Origin of the sequence: Enterobacter sp. UNJFSC 003, from assembly GCF_036903355.1 — a bacterium.
Lineage (GTDB): Bacteria > Pseudomonadota > Gammaproteobacteria > Enterobacterales > Enterobacteriaceae > Enterobacter.
Genome location: NZ_JBAKHK010000007.1, coordinates 82,800 through 104,957, shown reverse-complemented (window position 1 = coordinate 104,957; position 22,158 = coordinate 82,800). Strand labels below are relative to the sequence as shown.

The 22,158-nt window shown below is 47.8% G+C and carries 19 protein-coding genes and 1 tRNA gene; 14 read left to right on the top strand and 6 right to left on the bottom strand.

The genetic code is table 11. The annotated features are described in order from the left end of the window. A complete protein-coding gene (fldB, locus tag V5P19_RS16650) occupies positions 1–522 on the bottom strand; it encodes a flavodoxin FldB (RefSeq protein ID WP_334405223.1) in 522 nt (173 codons plus the stop codon). Positions 523–623: 101 nt separating this feature from the next. On the opposite strand from fldB, the gene xerD reads away from it, so the two are divergent. From xerD to lysS, 5 genes are all read left to right on the top strand, one after another. Continuing rightward, positions 624–1,520 (top strand): site-specific tyrosine recombinase XerD, encoded by an 897-nt coding sequence (gene xerD, locus V5P19_RS16645; RefSeq protein WP_334405221.1) that lies wholly within the window; start codon positions 624–626, stop codon positions 1,518–1,520. A gap of 28 nt (positions 1,521–1,548) precedes the next feature. Further along, positions 1,549–2,262 (top strand): bifunctional protein-disulfide isomerase/oxidoreductase DsbC, encoded by a 714-nt coding sequence (dsbC, locus tag V5P19_RS16640; RefSeq protein ID WP_334405219.1) that lies wholly within the window; start codon positions 1,549–1,551, stop codon positions 2,260–2,262. Positions 2,263–2,267: 5 nt separating this feature from the next. Beyond that, positions 2,268–4,001: a single-stranded-DNA-specific exonuclease RecJ gene (gene recJ / locus V5P19_RS16635; RefSeq protein ID WP_334405217.1), complete on the top strand. Its 1,734-nt coding sequence runs from the start codon at positions 2,268–2,270 to the stop codon at positions 3,999–4,001. An 89-nt stretch (positions 4,002–4,090) separates the two neighbouring features. After that, a protein-coding gene (prfB, locus tag V5P19_RS16630; RefSeq protein ID WP_334405215.1) for a peptide chain release factor 2 occupies positions 4,091–5,189 on the top strand; the annotation gives its coding sequence in 2 pieces (ribosomal slippage) (positions 4,091–4,165 and positions 4,167–5,189; 1,098 coding nt in all). Positions 5,190–5,198: 9 nt separating this feature from the next. Continuing rightward, on the top strand, positions 5,199–6,716 hold the full coding sequence (gene lysS, locus V5P19_RS16625) for a lysine--tRNA ligase (RefSeq protein WP_334405213.1): 1,518 nt from the start codon (positions 5,199–5,201) through the stop codon (positions 6,714–6,716). 48 nt (positions 6,717–6,764) lie between these two features. On the opposite strand, the gene idi is transcribed toward lysS, so the two are convergent. Continuing rightward, positions 6,765–7,307 carry an isopentenyl-diphosphate Delta-isomerase gene (gene idi, locus V5P19_RS16620; RefSeq protein ID WP_334405211.1) on the bottom strand — a complete coding sequence of 181 codons (543 nt, stop codon included), beginning with the start codon at positions 7,305–7,307 and terminating at the stop codon, positions 6,765–6,767. A 164-nt stretch (positions 7,308–7,471) separates the two neighbouring features. On the opposite strand from idi, the gene actS reads away from it, so the two are divergent. From actS to V5P19_RS16605, 3 genes are all read left to right on the top strand, one after another. Next, positions 7,472–8,212 carry an amidase activator ActS gene (gene actS / locus V5P19_RS16615; RefSeq protein ID WP_334405209.1) on the top strand — a complete coding sequence of 247 codons (741 nt, stop codon included), beginning with the start codon at positions 7,472–7,474 and terminating at the stop codon, positions 8,210–8,212. A gap of 80 nt (positions 8,213–8,292) precedes the next feature. After that, positions 8,293–8,366 (top strand) — tRNA-Gly (locus V5P19_RS16610). A gap of 164 nt (positions 8,367–8,530) precedes the next feature. Continuing rightward, the gene (locus V5P19_RS16605; protein ID WP_334405207.1) at positions 8,531–9,697 is read left to right on the top strand and encodes a tyrosine-type recombinase/integrase; all 1,167 of its coding nucleotides are present in this window, start codon (positions 8,531–8,533) and stop codon (positions 9,695–9,697) included. Between the two features lie 234 nt (positions 9,698–9,931). Here the strand turns inward: V5P19_RS16605 and V5P19_RS16600 are convergent, their stop codons facing one another. Together V5P19_RS16600 and V5P19_RS16595 are read right to left on the bottom strand one after the other, a co-directional pair. Then, positions 9,932–12,022: a UvrD-helicase domain-containing protein gene (locus tag V5P19_RS16600; RefSeq protein WP_334405205.1), complete on the bottom strand. Its 2,091-nt coding sequence runs from the start codon at positions 12,020–12,022 to the stop codon at positions 9,932–9,934. After that, positions 12,009–13,982 (bottom strand): AAA family ATPase, encoded by a 1,974-nt coding sequence (locus V5P19_RS16595; protein WP_334405203.1) that lies wholly within the window; start codon positions 13,980–13,982, stop codon positions 12,009–12,011. Before V5P19_RS16595 ends, V5P19_RS16600 begins: the two co-directional genes overlap by 14 nt. 483 nt (positions 13,983–14,465) lie before the next feature. On the opposite strand from V5P19_RS16595, the gene V5P19_RS16590 reads away from it, so the two are divergent. The 6 genes from V5P19_RS16590 (at position 14,466) to arsC (ending at position 19,699) form a co-directional block, all read left to right on the top strand. Further along, on the top strand, positions 14,466–15,191 hold the full coding sequence (locus tag V5P19_RS16590; protein ID WP_334405201.1) for a hypothetical protein: 726 nt from the start codon (positions 14,466–14,468) through the stop codon (positions 15,189–15,191). 200 nt (positions 15,192–15,391) lie between these two features. Further along, a complete protein-coding gene (arsR, locus tag V5P19_RS16585; protein ID WP_334405378.1) occupies positions 15,392–15,745 on the top strand; it encodes an As(III)-sensing metalloregulatory transcriptional repressor ArsR in 354 nt (117 codons plus the stop codon). Between the two features lie 47 nt (positions 15,746–15,792). Then, positions 15,793–16,155 (top strand): arsenite efflux transporter metallochaperone ArsD, encoded by a 363-nt coding sequence (gene arsD / locus V5P19_RS16580; protein ID WP_000855179.1) that lies wholly within the window; start codon positions 15,793–15,795, stop codon positions 16,153–16,155. A gap of 17 nt (positions 16,156–16,172) precedes the next feature. Further along, a complete protein-coding gene (gene arsA / locus V5P19_RS16575; RefSeq protein ID WP_334405198.1) occupies positions 16,173–17,924 on the top strand; it encodes an arsenite efflux transporter ATPase subunit ArsA in 1,752 nt (583 codons plus the stop codon). Between the two features lie 47 nt (positions 17,925–17,971). Then, a complete protein-coding gene (arsB, locus tag V5P19_RS16570) occupies positions 17,972–19,261 on the top strand; it encodes an arsenite efflux transporter membrane subunit ArsB (protein ID WP_023305191.1) in 1,290 nt (429 codons plus the stop codon). A 12-nt stretch (positions 19,262–19,273) separates the two neighbouring features. Then, positions 19,274–19,699, top strand: a complete 426-nt coding sequence (arsC, locus tag V5P19_RS16565; RefSeq protein ID WP_017880248.1) for a glutaredoxin-dependent arsenate reductase — start codon at positions 19,274–19,276, stop codon at positions 19,697–19,699. A gap of 34 nt (positions 19,700–19,733) precedes the next feature. Here the strand turns inward: arsC and V5P19_RS16560 are convergent, their stop codons facing one another. Together V5P19_RS16560 and arsA (V5P19_RS16555) are read right to left on the bottom strand one after the other, a co-directional pair. Continuing rightward, complete coding sequence (locus tag V5P19_RS16560) at positions 19,734–20,270, bottom strand: GNAT family N-acetyltransferase (protein WP_048215599.1); 537 nt, start codon at positions 20,268–20,270, stop codon at positions 19,734–19,736. Between the two features lie 124 nt (positions 20,271–20,394). After that, positions 20,395–22,152: an arsenical pump-driving ATPase gene (gene arsA, locus V5P19_RS16555; protein WP_334405192.1), complete on the bottom strand. Its 1,758-nt coding sequence runs from the start codon at positions 22,150–22,152 to the stop codon at positions 20,395–20,397. Between the last annotated feature and the right edge of the window lie 6 nt (positions 22,153–22,158).

Here is a 22,158-nt window from a genome sequence, read left to right as displayed (position 1 = left end):
TTAGCTAAACTTCTCTGCCATTTCGCCCAGAATCTGTTCGCACCAGTTTTGCAGGCGTTCATCGCTCAGATCGTACTGGTTGGTTTCATCCAGCGCGAGCCCGACAAACAGTTGCCCATCAGCGATTATCGGTTTTTTACTGGTAAATTCGTACCCTTCGGTTGGCCAGTACCCGATAAACGTGGCGCCTTTTGGTGCCAGCTTGTCATGCAGCATGCCGAGCGCATCCAGGAACCATTCGCCATAACCCAGCTGATCGCCCATGCCGTACATTGCAATGATTTTGCCGTCGAGATTGAGCGTGTCGAGTTGATCCCAGATGGCTTCCCAGTCTTCCTGTATCTCGCCGAAGTCCCAGGTCGGGATGCCAAGGATCAGCACATCGTACTGCTCCATCAGCGTAAGCGCGTCATCTTTCAGGTTATGCAACGTCACCAGTTCCGGGCCAATGATGTCGCGGATTTTCTCTGCCGCCATCTCGGTATAGCAGGTGCTGGAACCATAGAAAAGACCAATATTCATCGCGTAACTATCTCAATTCTTGCTATGACTTTGCGCGTAGTGTACCAGAAACCGGTAGCAATCAGGCATAATGGCCTGATTGCAGAATCATAGGGGCTGATGTGGAAAAGGATCTCGCACTCATCGAACAGTTTCTCGATGCGCTTTGGCTGGAGAAAAACCTGGCCGAGAATACGCTCAGTGCCTACCGGCGCGATCTCAACATGCTGGTGGAATGGCTGGCGCGCCGAGAGCTGTCGCTTGAAACCGCGCAACACGACGACCTGCAGGCTTTGCTGGGCGAACGCATGGAAGGGGGCTATAAGGCCACCAGTTCCGCGCGTCTACTAAGCGCAATGCGTCGGCTGTTTCAGCATCTTTACCGTGAGAAAATACGCGCGGACGATCCCAGCGCGCTGCTGGCATCCCCTAAGCTTCCGCAGCGTTTGCCGAAAGATCTCAGCGAAGCACAAGTTGAGAGATTATTACAGTCGCCCGCGGTTGACCTGCCGCTGGAGTTACGCGATAAAGCCATGCTTGAGCTATTGTATGCTACCGGCTTGCGCGTTTCGGAACTGGTTGGTCTGACGATGAGCGACATTAGCCTGCGCCAGGGGGTCGTTCGCGTGATAGGTAAAGGAAACAAGGAACGGCTGGTACCGCTGGGTGAAGAGGCGGTTTACTGGCTTGAAACGTATCTGGAGCACGGGCGTCCGTGGCTGCTGAACGGCGTTTCTATAGACGTCTTGTTCCCCAGCCTTCGCGCGCAGCAGATGACCCGGCAAACGTTCTGGCATCGCATTAAGCATTACGCCACACTGGCTGGCATCGACAGTGAAAAGCTGTCCCCGCACGTATTGCGTCATGCCTTCGCGACGCATCTGTTAAACCACGGTGCGGATTTACGCGTCGTGCAGATGCTGCTGGGACACAGCGATCTTTCAACGACGCAGATTTACACCCATGTCGCGACGGAACGCCTGCGGCAGCTACACCAACAGCACCACCCTCGTGCGTGAGTGCCGACGAATTGTAACAGGATCACATATGAAAAAGTCTTTTGCGCTGTTCACCCTGCTGGCAGCCTCATTTACCGGTGTTGCCCATGCGGATGATGCCGCTATTAAACAGTCGCTGACCAAACTCGGCGTCACCAGCAGCGATATTCAACCTGCGCCGGTTGCGGGAATGAAAACCGTCTTAACCAACAGCGGTGTGCTGTATGTGACCGAAGACGGGAAGCACATTATTCAGGGTCCGATGTACGACGTGAGCGGCGCCCAGCCGGTGAACGTCACTAACCAGCTGCTGATGAAGAACCTGAACGCGCTTGAAAAAGAGATGATTGTTTACAAAGCGGCGCAGGAAAAGCATGTGATTACCGTCTTCACCGACATCACCTGTGGCTACTGCCACAAGCTGCATGAAGAGATGAAAGACTATAACGCATTGGGTATTACCGTGCGTTATTTGGCCTTCCCGCGTGCGGGCGTGCAAAGCCAGCCCGAGCAGGACATGAAGGCGATCTGGTGTGCTAAAGACCGTAACAAAGCCTTTGACGACGCCATGAACGGTAAAGGCGTGCAGCCAGCGTCCTGTGATATCGATATCGCCAACCACTACGCGCTGGGCGTGCAGTTTGGCGTGAACGGTACGCCAGCCATCGTGCTGAGCAACGGCTATGTGGTGCCGGGCTATCAGGGACCAAAAGAGATGAAAGAGTTTCTCGACGCGCACATGAAACAGACGGGTGGTAAATAATCCGCGTGAAAGCCCCGATAAAATTGCGCCGCCGCGAAGCGGTTGAAACGGCTGATTTACCTGACGATCTATCGCCGCTGCTTAAGCGCCTTTATGCCAGCCGTGGCGTGCGTTCAGCAGAGGATCTTGAGCGCGGCGTCAAAGGCATGTTGCCCTGGCAGCAGCTGAGCGGCGTCGAAAAGGCGACCGACATGCTCTACAACGCATTCCGTGAAGGGACGTGTATCGTCGTGGTGGGGGATTTTGACGCCGATGGCGCAACCAGTACCGCACTGAGCGTGCTCAGCCTGCGCGCGCTTGGCTGCGATAACGTCACGTATCTTGTGCCGAACCGGTTTGAAGATGGCTACGGGCTCAGCCCGGAAGTGGTCGATCAGGCCCATGCGCGCGGTGCGCAGATGATCCTGACCGTCGATAATGGGATCTCTTCCCATGCGGGTGTCGATCATGCTCATGCCCTGGGGATCCCGGTATTGGTCACGGATCACCACCTGCCCGGTGAAACGCTGCCTGCCGCCGAAGCCATAATTAACCCGAACCTGCGTGACTGTGATTTCCCGTCGAAATCCCTGGCGGGCGTCGGCGTGGCATTTTATCTGATGCTGGCGCTGCGTACGCTGCTGCGGGATAAAGGCTGGTTCGAGTCCCGCGGGATTGCGGTGCCGAACCTCGCGGAGTATCTCGACCTGGTTGCGCTGGGTACCGTGGCGGACGTGGTGCCGCTGGATACCAATAACCGCATTTTAACCTGGCAGGGCTTAAGCCGCATTCGGGCGGGCAAGTGCCGTCCGGGCATTAAGGCGTTGCTGGAAATTTCTAACCGCGATCCGCTCAAGCTGGCGGCAAGCGATTTAGGTTTCGCGCTCGGGCCGCGTTTGAACGCCGCCGGAAGGCTGGATGATATGTCCGTCGGCGTGGCGCTACTGCTGTGCGATAACATTGGTGAAGCACGTGTGCTTGCCAATGAACTGGATGCGTTAAACCAGACGCGCAAAGAGATCGAGCAAGGGATGCAGGCTGAAGCGCTGACCCTGTGCGAAAAGCTGGAACGCAGCGGCGATACGCTGCCGGGCGGTCTGGCGATGTATCACCCAGAATGGCATCAGGGCGTAGTGGGGATTCTGGCATCGCGCATTAAAGAGCGGTTCCACCGCCCGGTCATTGCGTTTGCCCCGGCCGGTGACGGCACGCTCAAAGGCTCTGGTCGTTCGATTCAGGGGCTGCACATGCGCGATGCGCTGGAGCGCCTGGATACGCTGCACCCTGGGCTGATGATTAAGTTTGGCGGTCACGCGATGGCGGCAGGTTTGTCGCTCGAAGAGACCAAGTTCGACGAATTCCAGCGCCTGTTCGGCGAGCTGGTAACCGACTGGATTGACCCGGCACTCCTTCAGGGTGAAGTGGTGTCCGACGGCGCACTATCAGCAGCCGAGATGACGATGGACGTCGCACAGATGCTGCGCGATGCGGGGCCGTGGGGGCAGATGTTCCCTGAGCCGTTGTTCGATGGCCGATTCCGGCTTTTGCAACAGCGCATTGTGGGTGAGCGCCATCTCAAAGTGATGGTAGAACCGGTTGGCGGTGGTCCACTGCTGGATGGGATTGCCTTTAACGTCGACACCGCTATCTGGCCAGACAACGGCGTGCGTGAAGTTGAGCTGGCTTATAAGCTTGATATTAACGAGTTTCGCGGTAACCGCTCCCTCCAAATCATCATCGACAATATCTGGCCAATTTAGCGTCAGTAAAGCTACAAAAAAGGGCGTGGATTCGGTACAATCCCGCTCTTATCACCGCATTTTGACAAGTCCATAAAAGAAAACAGACCATGTTTGAAATTAATCCGGTAAAAAACCGTATTCAGGACCTCACGGAGCGCTCCGACGTTCTTAGGGGGTATCTTTGACTACGATGCCAAGAAAGAGCGTCTTGAAGAAGTAAACGCCGAGCTGGAACAGCCGGACGTGTGGAACGAACCTGAACGTGCACAGGCGCTGGGTAAAGAGCGTTCCTCTCTCGAAGCGATTGTAGATACCCTCGACCAAATGTCTCAGGGGCTGGAAGATGTTTCCGGTTTGCTGGAGCTTGCCGTCGAAGCTGACGACGAAGAAACCTTCAACGAAGCCGTGGCGGAACTCGACGTTCTCGAAGATAAGCTGGCACAGCTTGAATTCCGTCGGATGTTCTCCGGTGAATACGATAGCGCTGACTGCTATCTCGATATTCAGGCTGGCTCTGGCGGTACTGAAGCACAGGACTGGGCCAGCATGCTGACGCGTATGTATCTGCGTTGGGCTGAAGCGCGCGGTTTCAAAACCGAAATTATCGAAGAGTCTGAGGGCGAAGTTGCGGGCCTGAAGTCCGTGACCGTCAAGATCATCGGTGATTACGCTTACGGCTGGCTGCGTACCGAAACCGGCGTTCATCGCCTGGTGCGTAAGAGTCCGTTTGACTCAGGCGGCCGTCGCCATACCTCCTTCAGTTCCGCGTTTGTCTACCCGGAAGTGAAAGACGATATCGATATTGAAATTAACCCGGCGGACCTGCGTATTGACGTTTATCGCGCATCCGGTGCGGGTGGTCAGCACGTTAACCGTACGGAATCTGCGGTGCGTATTACCCACATTCCGACCGGGCTGGTAACGCAATGCCAGAACGACCGTTCCCAGCACAAGAACAAAGACCAGGCCATGAAGCAGATGAAAGCCAAGCTTTATGAACTGGAAATGCAAAAGAAAAATGCTGAGAAACAGGCGATGGAAGACAACAAATCCGACATCGGTTGGGGCAGCCAGATCCGTTCTTACGTCCTTGATGACTCCCGCATCAAAGACCTGCGTACCGGGGTTGAAACCCGCAACACGCAGGCGGTGCTGGACGGCAGCCTGGATCAATTTATCGAAGCAAGTTTGAAAGCAGGGTTATGAGGAACCAACATGTCTGAACAACAAGCACAGGGCGCTGACGCGGTAGTCGATCTTAATAACGAACTGAAATCCCGCCGCGAGAAGCTGGCTGCGCTGCGTGAGCAGGGCGTGCCGTTCCCAAACGATTTTCGTCGTGACCACACCTCAGACCAACTGCACGCTGACTTCGACGGTAAAGAAAACGAAGAGCTGGAAGCGCTGAACATCGAAGTGTCTGTGGCTGGCCGTATGATGACCCGTCGTATCATGGGTAAAGCGTCCTTCGTCACCTTACAGGACGTGGGTGGTCGTATTCAGCTGTATGTATCCCGCGACGATCTTCCGGAAGGCATTTACAACGAGCAGTTCAAGAAATGGGACCTGGGCGATATCCTGGGGGCTAAAGGTAAGCTGTTCAAAACCAAAACCGGCGAACTCTCTATCCACTGCACCGAGCTGCGACTGCTGACCAAAGCCCTGCGCCCACTGCCGGATAAATTCCACGGCCTGCAGGATCAGGAAGCGCGCTATCGTCAGCGTTACCTCGATCTCATCTCTAACGATGAATCTCGTAAGACCTTCAAAATTCGCTCCCAGATCATGGCCGGCATTCGGCAGTTCATGGTTAAACGCGACTTTATGGAAGTGGAAACCCCAATGATGCAGGTGATCCCTGGCGGTGCGTCAGCACGTCCGTTCATCACTCATCACAATGCCCTGGACCTGGACATGTACCTGCGTATCGCGCCGGAACTGTACCTTAAGCGTCTGGTGGTCGGTGGTTTCGACCGCGTGTTCGAAATCAACCGTAACTTCCGTAACGAAGGCATCTCCGTTCGCCATAACCCAGAGTTCACCATGATGGAACTCTATATGGCTTACGCAGATTATAAAGATCTGATTGAGCTGACCGAATCCCTGTTCCGTACGCTGGCACAGGACATTCTGGGGACGACGGAAGTGCCGTACGGTGAAGAAGTCTTCGATTTCGGCAAGCCGTTCATTAAGCTGACCATGCGCGAAGCCATCAAGAAATACCGTCCTGAAACCGAGATGGCCGATCTGGATAACTTCGATTCTGCGAAAGCGATTGCAGAAAGCATCGGTATCAAGGTTGAGAAGAGCTGGGGTCTGGGCCGTATCGTGACCGAGATCTTCGAAGAAGTGGCCGAAGCGCATCTGATTCAGCCTACCTTCATCACCGAATACCCAGCTGAAGTCTCTCCGCTGGCGCGTCGTAATGACGAGAACCCAGAAATCACTGACCGCTTCGAATTCTTTATCGGTGGCCGCGAGATCGGCAACGGCTTTAGCGAGCTTAACGATGCAGAAGATCAGGCGCAGCGCTTCCAGGATCAGGTTAATGCGAAAGCGGCAGGCGACGACGAAGCGATGTTCTTCGACGAAGACTACGTGACCGCGCTGGAGCACGGTCTGCCACCAACGGCGGGTCTGGGTATTGGTATCGACCGTATGGTTATGCTGTTTACCAACAGCCACACCATCCGTGATGTGATCCTGTTCCCGGCGATGCGTCCGGTGAAATAAGTCTTCTGGACATAAAAAAAGCCCCGTGCGGTTACCGCCGGGGCTTTTTTATTGCGCTGCAAAGGCGCGAAGTTTATCGCGAGCGGTGGTGGCCTCCATGACCATCCACGGGCTGAAGGCCCACGGCGTGGCATCCAGCGCGCGGAACAACGCTTCAAGCTCAACCCATTGATGTTCCATCACTTCGTCGTCATTTATTGTGATGCTATTGGTGACGCGAGCAGCAAATACTGGGCAAATCTCGTTTTCAACGATCCCGGAGGGATCGGATTCCCGATAGCGAAACTCTGGTGCAACGGCGGTGATAGCCGTAATTTCAGCACCGACTTCAAAGCGGCAGCGGCGGATAATGGCCTGCTCGGTTTCTTCACCCGATTGTGGATGACCGCAGACAGAATTCGTCCACACGCCAGGCCAGGCTTTTTTGCTTAATGCACGCCGGGTAATCAGACATTCACCTTTGGCGTTAAACAGCCAGGAAGAGAAGGCCAGATGCAGCGGGGTATTTGACGTATGCGCGGCGTACTTCTCCTGAGTGCCAATCACCTTTCCCTGGTCATTTACCAAAATAACGTGTTCCTGAATATTCATTCTTGCTCCAGTACCAATCATGCCAGAGGGTTCAGCACCCACTGCGGCATTATTATACTGCATTCTTATACGAACGGTTTGGCCCACAGAGCGGAAAAGGGCATGACCCAAATGAGTGTGGGCTGCTATCATAGTGCGCCATTCACGCTGACCGAGGAGCTGTTTTGTTTGCAGGACGCCTGACGAGAAACCCTATACCTGCCGTTTTTTGCCTGACGCTGACGCTACTTCTGGCGGGCTGCTCGAGCAAATCGTCGGATATGGGCAGCTATTCCGGCGCGGTGTATACCGTTAAGCGCGGAGATACGCTGTACCGCATTTCCCGCGCGACCGGCACCAGCGTGAAAGACCTGGCGCGGCTGAATAATATTTCTGCGCCATACACCATCGAAGTGGGGCAGAAGCTGAAGGTTAACGGTAGCGCCTCCACGGGTAAAAAATCGTCCTCAAAAGGCAAAACCGCTAAAGTGACGCCGTCTTATACGGTACCGCAATCTTCCTGGCCACCGGTCGGGCAGCGCTGCTGGATATGGCCTGCCAGCGGCAAAGTCGCGGTGCCTTATTCATTATCTGAAGGCGGCAATAAAGGGATTGATATCACTGCTGCACGTGGTACGCCGGTGTATGCATCCGGGGCAGGGAAGGTGGTCTATGTCGGCAATCAGCTGCGCGGATACGGTAATCTGATCATGATTAAACATGGTGAGGATTACATTACGGCGTATGCGCATAACGATACCATGTTGGTCAACAACGGACAGAACGTGAAGGCTGGTCAGAAGATTGCGACCATGGGCAGCACCGGGACGGATTCGGTGAAGCTGCACTTCCAGATACGCTATAAGGCGACGGCCATCGATCCGCAGCGTTATCTTCCGGCGCAGGGCAGTAAACCGAAGTGCTAAGTGATTATTTTATCATCGTTTAGTCGAGAATAGACTTGTATGAAGAGGCGTAAGGTCTATAATGCCTTACGCACCTCAAAGCGGGCGTAGTTCAATGGTAGAACGAGAGCTTCCCAAGCTCTATACGAGGGTTCGATTCCCTTCGCCCGCTCCAAACTCAAGTCTCCTGAAGTCTACCAAACTCAATTTTCCCTTGATAAATCAGCGGTTATAGCATTCTATTAGTCTATGGAACTCAATTGTACTCCCCCAGGGTCAAGCTCAATGTGGGGGTATGGATGGGGGTATAATTGTACCCCCTGCTGAGAGGTACCCCCAATGAAGCTGACAGCTCGTCAGGTTGAAACTGCAAAACCTAAAGATAAGCCTTACAAACTCGCTGATGGTGGTGGTCTTTACCTTCTGGTTAATCCCAACGGTAAAAGATACTGGCGACTCAAATACCGTTCGCTAGGTAAAGAGAAGCTGCTCGCTATTGGCGTTTACCCCGATGTTTCTTTAGCTGAGGCTAGAAGTAAGCGTGAGGATGCAAAAAGGACATTAGCGGCTGGCAACGATCCTTCTCTTGAACGAAAAATTGAAAAACTTAGTCGTCAACAAGACGCAGAAAACTCATTTGAGGCTCTCACGCGGGAGTGGTATCAGCGCCGCTATGACCGCTGGTCTGTCTCCTACCGTGAAGAGATGCTGAGAACCTTTGAAAAGGATGTTTTTCCTTATATCGGTCACCGGCCAATCAAAGATATCAAGCCGATGGAGTTGCTTGCAGTCCTTTCTAAGATAGAAGCACGAGGGGCAACAGAGAAAGTCCGCAAGGTTCGCCAGCGTTGTGGAGAGGTCTGGAAGTATGCCGTTGTGACCGGCAGGGCCGAGTACAATCCAGCACCTGATCTAGCCAGCGCCGTGACTCCTCATGAGAAAGAGCATTATGCTTTTTTAACTCAAGATGAACTGCCTGAGTTTCTTCGGACTCTGAACACCTATGCCGGTAGTGTGATTGTTAAGATTGCGATGCAATTACTTATTTTGACTGGAGTAAGGCCTGGGGAATTGAGGCAAGCGGAGTGGCAGGAGTTTGATTTTGAGCGGAAGGTTTGGAACGTACCAGCAGAGCGAATGAAAATGCGCCGACCTCATCTGGTTCCGTTATCAAGCCAGGCAATTGACCTGCTTAATCAGCTTAAACCCATGACGGGAGCAGGAGAGTTGCTGTTCCCAGGACGTAATAATCCTAAGAAACCGATGAGTGATATGGCATTAACTGTATTGGTAAGGCGCATCGGCTATGCAGGACGCGTTACAGGGCATGGATTCCGCCACACGATGAGTACCATTTTGCATGAGCAGGGATTCAACTCGGCCTGGATTGAGTTACAGCTGGCTCATGTCGATAAGAACTCAATTCGTGGGACATATAATCACGCTCAATACTTGGAAGGAAGAAGGGAGATGATGCAGTGGTATGCGGAATTTATAGCAAAATAATTTAAAGTGTGCCCCACAACTATTTCTTGTCTAGTACAGCACCATTACAATGATTAAGGACCATTCATAAAAGGAGGTTTTTTAATTGTGAATTATTTTTACAAGATATCTTTACTTCCAATCTAAGTTTTTAAATAGATTAATGGTCGTTTACAAGAGTTCAGGGCCATGTTCGGCCCTACTAAAGATGTTTTATTTGTTGAAATACATGGAGTTAGTATTAAGATATAAAACTCATACATTAATTACATCCCATAATGTAGTATCTATTTTTAATTGATTGTATCTAGACTCATCTATAGCAAAACATAATAGGTGCTGAGGTCTTGAAAATCCTACATACATCATTTTTGCGTAACGTTCAATTAACGCCATTTTTGCTTGCAAGGTTTTTATTTTTGCTTTTCTTGTTTTTTCCCCATATCCGTTTTTTAATTTTGTGATTTCAATCTCTATTTTACCAATCTCATCTTTAATGCTGCTAATTATATCAACACAATTCCTGCCTTCAAAAAACTCTTTTAGAACAAAGGATTCATAGTTTTTTTTGAAATAAGTTTCTAAGTATAATGTGGAGGAATGTGTCTGTCCCTTAACAGAGTGTATTGTACCTGTATAGTGTTCTGAATTTTTTTTAGTTGGTATTTCTTTAATGACTGGAGTCGCGGTTATTATTTTTTTTGCATCTTGCAGAAAGAAATTATCGTCATGAATATCAATTTCAGAAATCTTTTTGAATGTCCATATGATCGTTTTTTTAGACATTTCAAAATATACTTCGTCACCCAGAATGAACTTACTTGCTACTCTATATAGAAGTTTTTTTAAATCCTCATAATGTTTTTCGTCTAATTTCTTAATGTATTCAATTAATGTTTTCTTTGTGTAAAAATAACCATTGGCATCTTTGATACTATATGATTTCAGCAAAAATAGAGTTGAGTTTATTAATAAATTACATGTATCGCTTATTGTTACATTACTTTTTCTTAATAATATAAGAAAATAGTCATGCAATGTATTTAAGTTATTTGATTTTAGTTCTGGTAAACTATCTATATTTATAAAGTTTACAAGAGATAGTTTGTCATCTTCCCTTGGTTTTGCAACCCAAGCAATGCTTGCTCTTACCGGGTTATCAAGCTTAGGGATTTGGCCTGAGTTTAAATAACAATCATAAAGCTCATTGAATTTTGGTATGACTTTTTTAATATCTTTACTTCGATAACATAGAATAATTGGTTTTATTTTTGATTGATTATTATTTCCTATAACTATGGCATGCGTAAGGGACAATTTACTTACAACATTTGCAATGGGTGAACTAAGTCTATGACTGCCTTGAATATTTAAGGTTGAGGGGCGTCCAACCCAGTTTATACTTTCTTCATTATCGGTGTTATAAATTGCTTGGTTATTATCACCTATGCGTTGATAAACTGTTTTTCCATTATGAAGACAATTCTCCAAAAGAGAATACTGTAATGCGTCCATATCTTGCATTTCATCTACAAATGCATATTGAAATCTATTACCAATGGTATCAATTATTTTTGGATATTTAGTGATAAATTCATTGGCGAAGAGATAAGCGTATCTGTAAGACAGAATTCCATTTTTGAATGTTTCAGTGAATAACATTTCTAACCCATTGAACTTTAAGTTTTTTTCGTCACTTAATAGAACAGTTGATTCACCTGAAACTTGAAATTTTTTCTCTATAAAGTCAAAGTGTAATTTTTTAATGTTTTCTTCAATTAAAAGTTCACATATTTTATTTATGCTTTTACTGTCTTCATTACCAAGGTTTTTTCCGAGTCGTTTGGCTTCTTTGATATTTCTACCGTAAAAAAACTTAGCTAACTTTCCATAATTGTCATCCCATTTGATTTTCGTGTAATATTTAATTAATGAGTCAATGAATTGTTGATCATCAACTATTCTTAATTGAGTATTAAATCTAAGTTTCAGGTAATGACCTGCTAGATAAGTATTTGTGAAGCTTTGTATAGTTCCAATAAAATTAGGATAGGTAAAAAGTTTTGGACAATACTTTCCAATTCTACTTTTAAGTTCATCAATTGCAGCATTTGTATGGGAAATTACCAGAATACCCCGGCCATCTGAAAATGGCATATGCCTTTCTAGTATAAGAAGTTTTGCTAGTAACGCTGTGGATTTCCCACTGCCCGGTACTGCTTGTAAATCTATCGTTTGCAAATTTTTGATGAAATCTATACGTTCTTGATCAAAACGATCTCCATTTTTTAATAGAATGGATTCAGCATATAAAATATCATTATCACTTATGTTAATTACAGACATATTTTACTCCTTCAATCAGCGAAGATATATATCTGTCATCTTCTTGTAAGACTATTCTATGATCGTGTTTTTCAGAGGATGGATCAATTATTTGAGCTAGTTTATATGCAAAGTCTGTCTTACATAGGCTTTTATTGAATAATTTTATTGCTAGTTCTTTTTCAATATCATCTTTGTTGATATTTTTGTGCATATCGCAAAGGACTTGTTTTGAGTATTCGCCTAAAACTGGAGATTTTAGGAGGCTATATTCTAAAGTCCAGTGCTTTGTTACAAATACTCTGACATTTTGACTATTGAACTCATCCTCTTTTTCAATTACTTTCCTTGTTGATTCTTCTTCAATTATTTCTTCATCTATTTTTATATAATCATACTCATTTTTTTTTGCTTTATCTGCTTTATCCTCATTAATTACTTTTCTTTCGAAGGCTCGAACATCAACATCTGTGATTATTGCAACGGGTATTGGAATCAGCGGTTCCTTGTTCCTAAGGAATATTTTACTAAAACGTATAAATTCTGCGCTGGCAACATTGACAACAGCTATGCCCGCATCAGTAAAATCTTTAGTAATTACTCCTTGTTTTTTTAGAAGTTTTGCTATTGCTGGTAAGAGGATTTCTTCAGACCAACCTTCCACCATTAATATTCCTTTGGCAAAGAATAAATTTGATTTTGTGACATCAAGAAAACGCTCTAAATACAGATAATCTCCATTTTCTACATCTAGCTTTGTATACTCTTTCCCTAAAGGAAAAACACTTCCAGAATGGCAAAGAATTAAGTTTTCTAAGTGAACTTTAGATGTGAGATTTGGGCTGTGTGATGTAATTAATATTTGTATATCATTATGTTTTTGTAATGATTCAATAACTTTCATTTGAGCTTGGGGGTGTAAGTGTGCTTCTAGTTCTTCAATTAAACATAGTTTTAATCCAGACCAATCACTTTCCTCTAAATGAAGTAACTCTGCAGCCATAAATAATTTGTTTAATGTCCCAAGGCCAGGGTTAATGCCGTCTTGTATCTTCAGAGCTAACTTTTCTAAAATCGATTTGATGTTGGCTGGGGTTACTTCAAAATTAGTCGATATAGATTCATCAATAAAATCCCTAGCGAACCCCTCAATTTTATCTTTTAATTCCTTACCTTTGCTGTCATCCGGAATGATATTGCCTTGAGAATCTTTCCCTTCAAAATAAAGGGATACGTTAGTGTTGAACTCTATAAAAAGATCAAGGAGTCTATGGTTTTTGTCCTTATTATTAAAGGCTGCATGAGTTTTAAGTATTTGTGATAGTCTAGAGTTTTGTTTAGGAGTTAAATCAAAGTTAGCATCACGAAGTGGTTTTAAATATGTTGTTTTTAAATACTCCTTTGCTTCAGCTTTAAGTGCTTTCCCTTGGTTGTAACTTCCCGCATTTATATCTGATTGTATTATTCTTCCATTCTTTTTATATACCTCGTAAGATAACGTCAAATAAGGATGTATCCTATCGCCGTCACGATGGTATTCTACCCATTCATTAAAATGATGGGCTTCTTTTTCCATGTCGTCAAAAACTAATTCAATTCTAAGTCGGTCTGTATTTTTATAAAAGTCATTTTCGTCAACTTTGATCCATTCAAAACTATGTGTTTTTAAAACCAGTTTAATAGCATCTATTATCGCTGTCTTCCCTGAGTCATTTTCACCTATTAAAACATTAAGACCTTTTTTAAGGTGCAAACATAAATTTGGTTTGTTTAGATCAATCTCCTCCGAAGAGCCATACTTTCGGAAATTCCATACTTTCAAAATTTTCAGGTACATAACACCACCAAGTTTATTCAATAACCTATTGATAGTAATGGTTTTATGAATTTTTAAAAGCATTTTCAAATCAGAATGAGATAGAGGCGTCAATTTCTCATCATCCAGATGCAACCTTCTAAAGGAATATTGTTTTTTTGCCATGTGTGCAATGCCATTACAAATGTGTTTGTGATCGTGCTCAAGGAAAGACCCGCACATAGAAACGGAGCTGCCTCATGAAGGGTTTCCGCACTACCTTCGAAACTGATGCAACATACCCCGGCAAGGTACCGTAGAATCATACTCAATTTATAAAAAGCAGTACTTTATGAACTGTAATGGTATCTTCGTGAACTATAAATATTCGTTATCTCATTGATTGATATATTATTATTCCTGTGCCTACTTCTAGAAAGATGTTACTTAAAAGACTTTTAGTCTTTTAAGTAACGGTGCATACTTCGAAAAAACGCGATAATATTTCGATGCGAGGTGTGTGTATGTCATTGGAAAATATGGTAAAACTACTTGAAAGGTTAGCAGTGATTTCTGACGATCTCACTAAGTTGGCTCTCTCAATAGCCATCCTTCTTTTTGTCTACTCAATAGTTGTAGGTAAGTGATATGAATTTTCTATGGAAACCAATGCCTTACTACATCATGAGAGATTGCGGTCTCTTAAAACAATTAAAAAAAAACCAAGTATCTCAAGGTATATCGGCGTTGAAAATCTTCATGTTGATTTGCTTAAAATCTGAGATTGATGAAAATGGTATTTACAGTGCTAACCTCACCTATGATCAGATTTCGCAACTCTGTTCATTGAGCAGAAAGTTGGTTAGCGATGGATTGCGTTTCTTGGAACACTCTGAAGCTATTGAGGTTTCTGGTGATCGGAAGAAGAAGTATATTTTGCTGAATTGTGAACGGAAAGATGGGGTCCGAAGGGTTGCTAGGTTTAGCTCTGCCAATGGACACTGGTGTAAGCTACCGTTTAAAGGGGTCATTGATGAAAAAAATAGAATCACGGCCTTTGAGTCTATGACTAACCGCAGCCTTCACGAACTTAATGCGCTGAGGTTATTTTTGTACCTACTCATGGTGCGTTCCCGCGGATGCTCGCATTCCTCTGTAACATTAAAAACAATAAAAACAAGACTATCAATAAATTACCAGGAAGTAATGATAGCAATTGGGTATCTTCAGTCTCTTGGTTTGGTGGTTAAGGTTGACGTTGGAACCAACTTAATCGGAAATTATGATGAGCGATTTGCAATTTCCTTTTTAGTTTGTGGCTGGGAAGGTCTGGAATGGAAGCCACGATATCTCTCTGAGGATCAGTGGAAGAACCAGATAACTGATGTTTTCTAACCCTTCATGAAGTTGAATGAAATTGGCGTCTTTGCTTTGGGCGGTAGATATTTCCATACATCAATGATGGTCATATCGTTGTTTGATTAATGAAGTACACAGTATTGATTGTTCAACCGAAAGTACATATTCGTTTTTTCGGATGTGTTGTTGATTTTTTTTGGGTGAAGAGTACCCTACGTTTTTACAGCAAAGGAGTCATAATGTCGCTCTCATCTTTACAACTCTTCAAAAACCTTTCCGATGAAACCCGTCTGGGCATCGTGCTGCTGCTCAGGGAGATGGGAGAGCTGTGCGTGTGCGATCTCTGCACTGCGTTGGAACAGTCTCAGCCTAAGATCTCCCGCCATCTGGCAATGCTCCGGGAAAGTGGTCTATTGCTGGATCGCAAACAGGGCAAGTGGGTTCACTACCGCTTATCCCCGCATATTCCTTCCTGGGCCGCTCAGGTGATTGAGCAGGCCTGGTTAAGCCAACAGGACGATGTACAGGCCATCGCCCGTAAGCTGGCATCGGCAAACTGCTCTGGTAGCGGTAAGGCTGTTTGCATCTAAAAAATTTGCCTGAACATATATGATTTTACGAATGTGAGGTATTCAGAATGAAGACGTTAACGGTGTTTGACCCGGCAATGTGCTGCAGTACCGGCGTATGTGGCTCAGATGTCGATCAGGTTCTGGTTGATTTTTCTGCTGATGTGCAGTGGCTGAAAGGACGTGGTGTACAGGTTGAACGTTACAACCTGGCGCAGCAGCCCATGAGCTTTGTTCAGAATGAGAAAGCGAAAGCATTCCTCGAAGCATCTGGAGCAGAAGGGCTTCCGCTACTGCTGTTGGACGGTGAAACGGTGATGGCAGGGCGATACCCAAAACGTGCTGAGCTGGCTCGCTGGTTCGGTATTCCGCTGGAAAAGGTAGGGTTAGCTCCCACCAGCTGCTGTGGTGGTAATACTTCCTGTTGCTGAATATGTCAGGAGGACATATGAAATTCTTACAGAATATCCCGTCTTACCTGTTTTTCACCGGTAAGGGAGGTGTCGGCAAAACTTCGATTTCCTGCGCAACGGCTATACGTCTGGCTGAACTGGGAAAGCGTGTTCTGCTTGTCAGTACCGACCCTGCCTCTAACGTCGGTCAGGTATTCGATCAGACTATCGGTAACACTATCCAGCCCGTAACTGCTGTTCCTGGTCTTTCGGCTCTGGAGATTGACCCGCAGGAAGCCGCCCAGCAATACCGCGCCAGAATCGTTGACCCTATTAAAGATCTTTTGCCTGATGACGTTGTTAACAGCATCAGTGAACAGCTTTCAGGAGCTTGTACGACAGAGATTGCTGCGTTCGACGAGTTTACTGGCTTACTGACCGACGCTTCTCTGCTGACCCGTTTCGATCACATCATTTTTGATACAGCGCCGACGGGCCACACGATTCGCCTTCTCCAGCTTCCCGGTGCCTGGAGTAGCTTCATTGAAAGTAACCCGGATGGTGCTTCCTGTCTTGGCCCAATGGCCGGGCTGGAAAAGCAGCGTGAGCAGTATGCTCATGCGGTAGAGGCGTTATCCGATCCTGAACGTACCCGCCTGGTTCTGGTTGCGCGACTGCAAAAATCTACGCTGCAGGAAGTCGCCCACACCCATGAAGAACTCGCCGCAATTGGCCTGAAAAACCAATACCTGGTGATTAATGGTGTGCTGCCTAAAGCCGAAGCTGAACATGACGCCCTGGCCGCTGCGATATGGCAACGTGAGCAGGAGGCACTGGCAAATCTTCCTGCCGGTTTATCTGGGCTACCGACAGATACCCTATTACTACAGCCAGTCAATATGGTTGGTGTTTCAGCATTGAAGGGACTGCTGGATACCGGTTCTGAGGCATTACCGCTCCCGGTAACGAACATCCACTACACGCCTGAAAACTTATCGCTCTCTGGCCTGGTCGAGGATATCGCTCGCAGTGAACACGGCCTGATTATGCTGATGGGCAAAGGTGGCGTAGGGAAAACCACGATGGCTGCTGCCATCGCCGTAAGGCTGGCGGATATGGGATTTGATGTCCATCTCACCACCTCAGATCCCGCTGCACATCTCAGTACCACGCTGAACGGTAGCCTTAATAACCTGCAGGTCAGCAGGATTAATCCACACGAAGAAACCGAACGCTATCGCCAGCATGTTCTTGAGACGAAGGGTAACGATCTGGACGAAGCAGGGAAACGGCTACTGGAAGAGGATTTGCGCTCTCCCTGTACTGAAGAAATTGCCGTGTTTCAGGCCTTTTCCAGGGTGATTCGTGAAGCGGGTAAACGGTTTGTTGTCATGGATACCGCCCCTACCGGACACACGCTGTTGCTGCTGGATGCGACCGGGGCTTACCACCGAGAGATTGCCAAAAAAATGGGGAGTAAAGGTCATTTTACTACCCCAATGATGCAGCTTCAGGATCCGGATAGAACCAAAGTTCTGCTTGTTACGCTTCCTGAAACCACACCGGTTCTGGAGGCGGCAAACCTGCAGGCTGACCTTGAAAGAGCGGGGATTCATCCGTGGGGCTGGATTATCAATAACAGCCTTTCCATTGCGGATACGCGTTCTCCGTTGCTTTGCCAGCGCGCCCGGCAGGAACGGCCTCAGATTGAGGCTGTTAAGAATCAGCACGCTGAGCGTATAGCGCTTGTTCCGGTGCTGGCGTCAGAGCCCGCCGGTATTGAAAAGCTCAGAGAGTTGATGAGTTAATTTTTTGGCATATACAGGGCGGCAAAGTCGCCCTGTCAGGAGGTTTTATGTTACTGGCAGGCGCTATTTTTGTCCTGACCATTGTTTTGGTTATCTGGCAACCGAAGGGATTAGGGATCGGCTGGAGTGCAATGCTGGGAGCGGGACTGGCTCTGATATCAGGCGTTGTGCATGTGGGCGATATTCCGGTGGTGTGGAATATCGTCTGGAACGCGACGGCGACCTTTATTGCCGTAATTATTATCAGCCTGCTGCTTGATGAGTCCGGTTTTTTCGAATGGGCAGCGCTGCACGTTTCCCGCTGGGGTAACGGTCGTGGACGTTTGCTCTTTACGTATATCGTTCTGCTCGGTGCGGCGGTGGCGGCACTGTTTGCCAACGATGGTGCGGCACTTATTCTGACGCCGATAGTCATCGCCATGCTGCTTGCATTAGGGTTCAGCAAAGGTACCACGCTGGCATTCGTCATGGCTGCCGGTTTTATTGCCGATACGGCCAGCCTGCCGCTTATCGTGTCAAACCTGGTGAATATAGTCTCGGCGGACTTCTTTGGACTGGGCTTCACTGAGTATGCGTCGGTAATGGTGCCGGTGGATATTGCCGCTATTATCGCCACGCTGGTGATGCTGCATCTGTTCTTCCGCAAAGATATTCCACCGACTTACGACTTGGCTCTCCTGAAAGCACCGGCAAAGGCGATTAAAGATCTGGCAACCTTCAGAACCGGCTGGATAGTTTTAATTCTTCTGCTGGTTGGGTTCTTTGTCCTCGAGCCGCTCGGTATTCCCGTTAGCGCGATTGCGGCTGTTGGAGCTGTGATCCTGTTTGCAGTAGCTAAACGAGGCCATGCCATTAACACCGGCAAAGTGCTGCGCGGTGCGCCATGGCAGATCGTCATCTTCTCATTGGGGATGTACCTGGTGGTCTACGGTCTGCGCAACGCCGGGCTAACCGAATACCTTTCCGGTGTGCTGAACGTACTGGCGGATAAAGGACTCTGGGCTGCGACGCTGGGTACTGGCTTCCTGACGGCTTTCCTGTCTTCCATCATGAACAACATGCCTACCGTGCTGGTTGGCGCTCTTTCTATCGATGGAAGCACCGCAACAGGCGTTATCAAAGAAGCGATGATCTACGCCAACGTGATTGGCTGCGATCTGGGCCCGAAAATTACACCTATTGGTAGCCTGGCAACGCTGCTCTGGCTGCATGTCCTTTCACAGAAGAACATGACCATCACCTGGGGATACTATTTCCGCACCGGGATCGTCATGACTCTGCCTGTGCTGTTTGTAACGCTAGCCGCGCTGGCGCTACGTCTCTCTTTCACTTTGTAATGAGATACTGATATGAGCAACATCACCATTTATCACAACCCAGCCTGCGGCACGTCGCGTAATACGCTGGAGATGATCCGCAACAGCGGTAATGAACCGACAGTCATTCATTACCTTGAAAATCCACCGTCACGCGATGAGTTGGTCAAACTTATCGCAGATATGGGGATTACAGTACGGGCGCTGCTGCGTAAAAATGTCGAGCCTTATGAAGAACTGGGGCTTGCCGAAGACAAGTTTACTGACGATCAGTTAATCGATTTTATGCTTCAGCATCCGATCCTGATTAACCGCCCGATTGTGGTGACACCGTTGGGAACGCGCCTGTGCCGTCCTTCCGAAGTGGTACTGGATATTCTTCCGGATGCGCAAAAAGGCGCATTTGCAAAGGAAGACGGCGAGAAAGTTGTTGATGAAACAGGTAAGCGATTGAAATAAATATAAAGGGGGCTGATGCCCCCTTATTCCTGCCTCAGAGCATAAGATCTGAATCTTCTGGCAGAGTACTATTCCCTTCACCAAGTTTCATTTGCAGCAAAACCGTGTCAAGCCAGCGGCCATGCTTGAAACCAATGTCCTTTAATGTACCTATTTCAGTAAATCCTGCGCGGATATGCAGCGCTACAGAAGCGACGTTAGCGCTGTCACCCACAACAGCAATCATCTGGCGATAGCCTTCGGACTCGGCCCATTTTAATGCATGATCGAGCAGTGCTTTTCCGACGCCCTGTCGCTGATAAGCCGAATCAATATATATCGAATTTTCGACCGTATACCGATAGGCATGGCGTTCGCGGTAACGGGAAATATAACAGTAGCCGATGACCGTATCGCCATGCAGAGCGACATACCAAGGGAATCCCCGAGACTGAATGCTCCTCAGTCGGTTAAGCATTTCCTGCGTATCCGGAGGTTCGGTTTCGAAGCTACCTGTACCATGCAGAACATGGTGAGCATAGATATTGCGTATTGCGGTAATGTGCTGTTCTTCAGCATTAATAATGTGCATCGTGTTACTCCAGTAATGGTGTTTTACAAACTACCGGAATTCGCGACAGCAGGTTAAGTACTTAAACTTATAACCTGTATAAGCTAAAGTTTGGCTACAGAAGATGGGGCCGCAGCCCCATCTGTTAGCCTGCCATTTTTGCCAGCAGAGCCGTACCTACGGGTTCTTCATTTTGCAGTGCCGCTAATGCAATGCGCTTTGCATACTGCTCTGTAACGTCATTTATCAGCGGCAGTTCGCGACTCGCTCGGGTTACGAGGAACGGTGTGGACGGTTTCGCAGCAGCCAGACTGCTATTAATTACCCATGCCCATGGCTCAATTTCAGCCCGACGCAAATCTTGCTGCAGATTTGCTGCTTCCAGTACAGGTGTCGTTTCGGCAAGCGTCACGATAATCACCTTCGTCTTCTCCGGGTCCTGCAATTGCATCATTGGTGTCATCACATGGTCATGTGTTTGCCCCATCTGACGCACCATTTCCCGGTGATAGGCTCCTGTTGCATCCAGTAGCAGAAGCGTATGGCCCGTTGGCGCAGTGTCCATAATGACAAAATGGTCGTCTGCCTCTTTGATGATCCGCGAGAATGCCTGGAAGACGGCGATCTCTTCAGTACAGGGAGAGCGGAGATCTTCCTCCAGCACCGCTAGCCCTTCTGCATCTAACCCTTTCCCCTGATTTTCCAGAACAAAGCGACGATAACGTTCAGTCTCTACTTTCGGGTCAATACGGCTGACCTGAAGGTTTGGTAGCGAGCCATCCAGCGTGTAAGACAGATGTGCTGCCGGATCTGACGTCGTCAGATGGACTTTATGGCCGCGTTTTGCCAGAGATACCGCCACCGATGCCGCAACAGTCGTTTTGCCCACACCGCCTTTACCCATCGTCATGACCAGACCTTTACCTGTCAGGCTGAGTTCATCCACAAGCGAGGCAAGTTTCGGTAAATCCAGAGTATTTAGCGTGGTAGTTGGGAGAGACATCGAGGCTTCGCTCTCTGTAAATAACCCACGCAGGGCTTCGAGACCGACCAGATTAAATGGCTTCAGAAACAGCTGCGAGCGGGGAAGGTTCGCCAGATTCTCTGGCATAGCAAGAAGTGCTTTTCCCTCCCGAGCCAAAATACTTTGCGCCAGCGGATCATTCTCACCCACAAATGGTGGCAAGACACCATTAATAGCAAGGTGTTGATGCTGCAAACCGATAGCAGACAGCTCATCATGCGTATGGGAAACCTCTTTTAGTGTCGAAGCCTGGGCACGGGCAACCAGAACCAGACGCGTGAGTGCAGCATCAGAGAGCGCCTTAACCGCGTCTGAGTACTGGTGCTGTTGTTTCTCCAGCCCCACCAGCGGCCCGAGGTTAGCGGCGGCATCAGGGTTCGCTTCGAGATAACCGCTCCAGGCCCCTGGCAACTCAAGCATACGGATGGTATGACCGGTTGGCGCAGTATCAAATACGATATGGTCATACTTTTCCCGCAACTCATGGTTGGTAAGAAGACCAGTAAACTCATCAAATGCAGCGATTTCCGTAGTACAAGAACCGGAGAGTTGCTCTTCAATACTGCTGACTACATCGGCAGGCATCAGCCCGCGAACAGGGTCGAGCACTCGGTCACGATAGGCTTGCGCTGCAGCCATCGGGTCAACTTCCATCGCCGCAAGATTTTGGACGGTACTGATATCTGTTATTCGGTGGCCGATAGTCTGGCTAAATACCTGACCGACATTGGAAGCCGGATCGGTACTCACCAGAAGCGTTCTCATACCCTGATCGGCCAGCCACACCGCAGTAGCACAAGCGAGGGATGTTTTACCTACTCCACCTTTACCGGTGAAGAAAATGAACGGGGGAATGTCTTTTAAAAATGGCATATTCATCAGTGA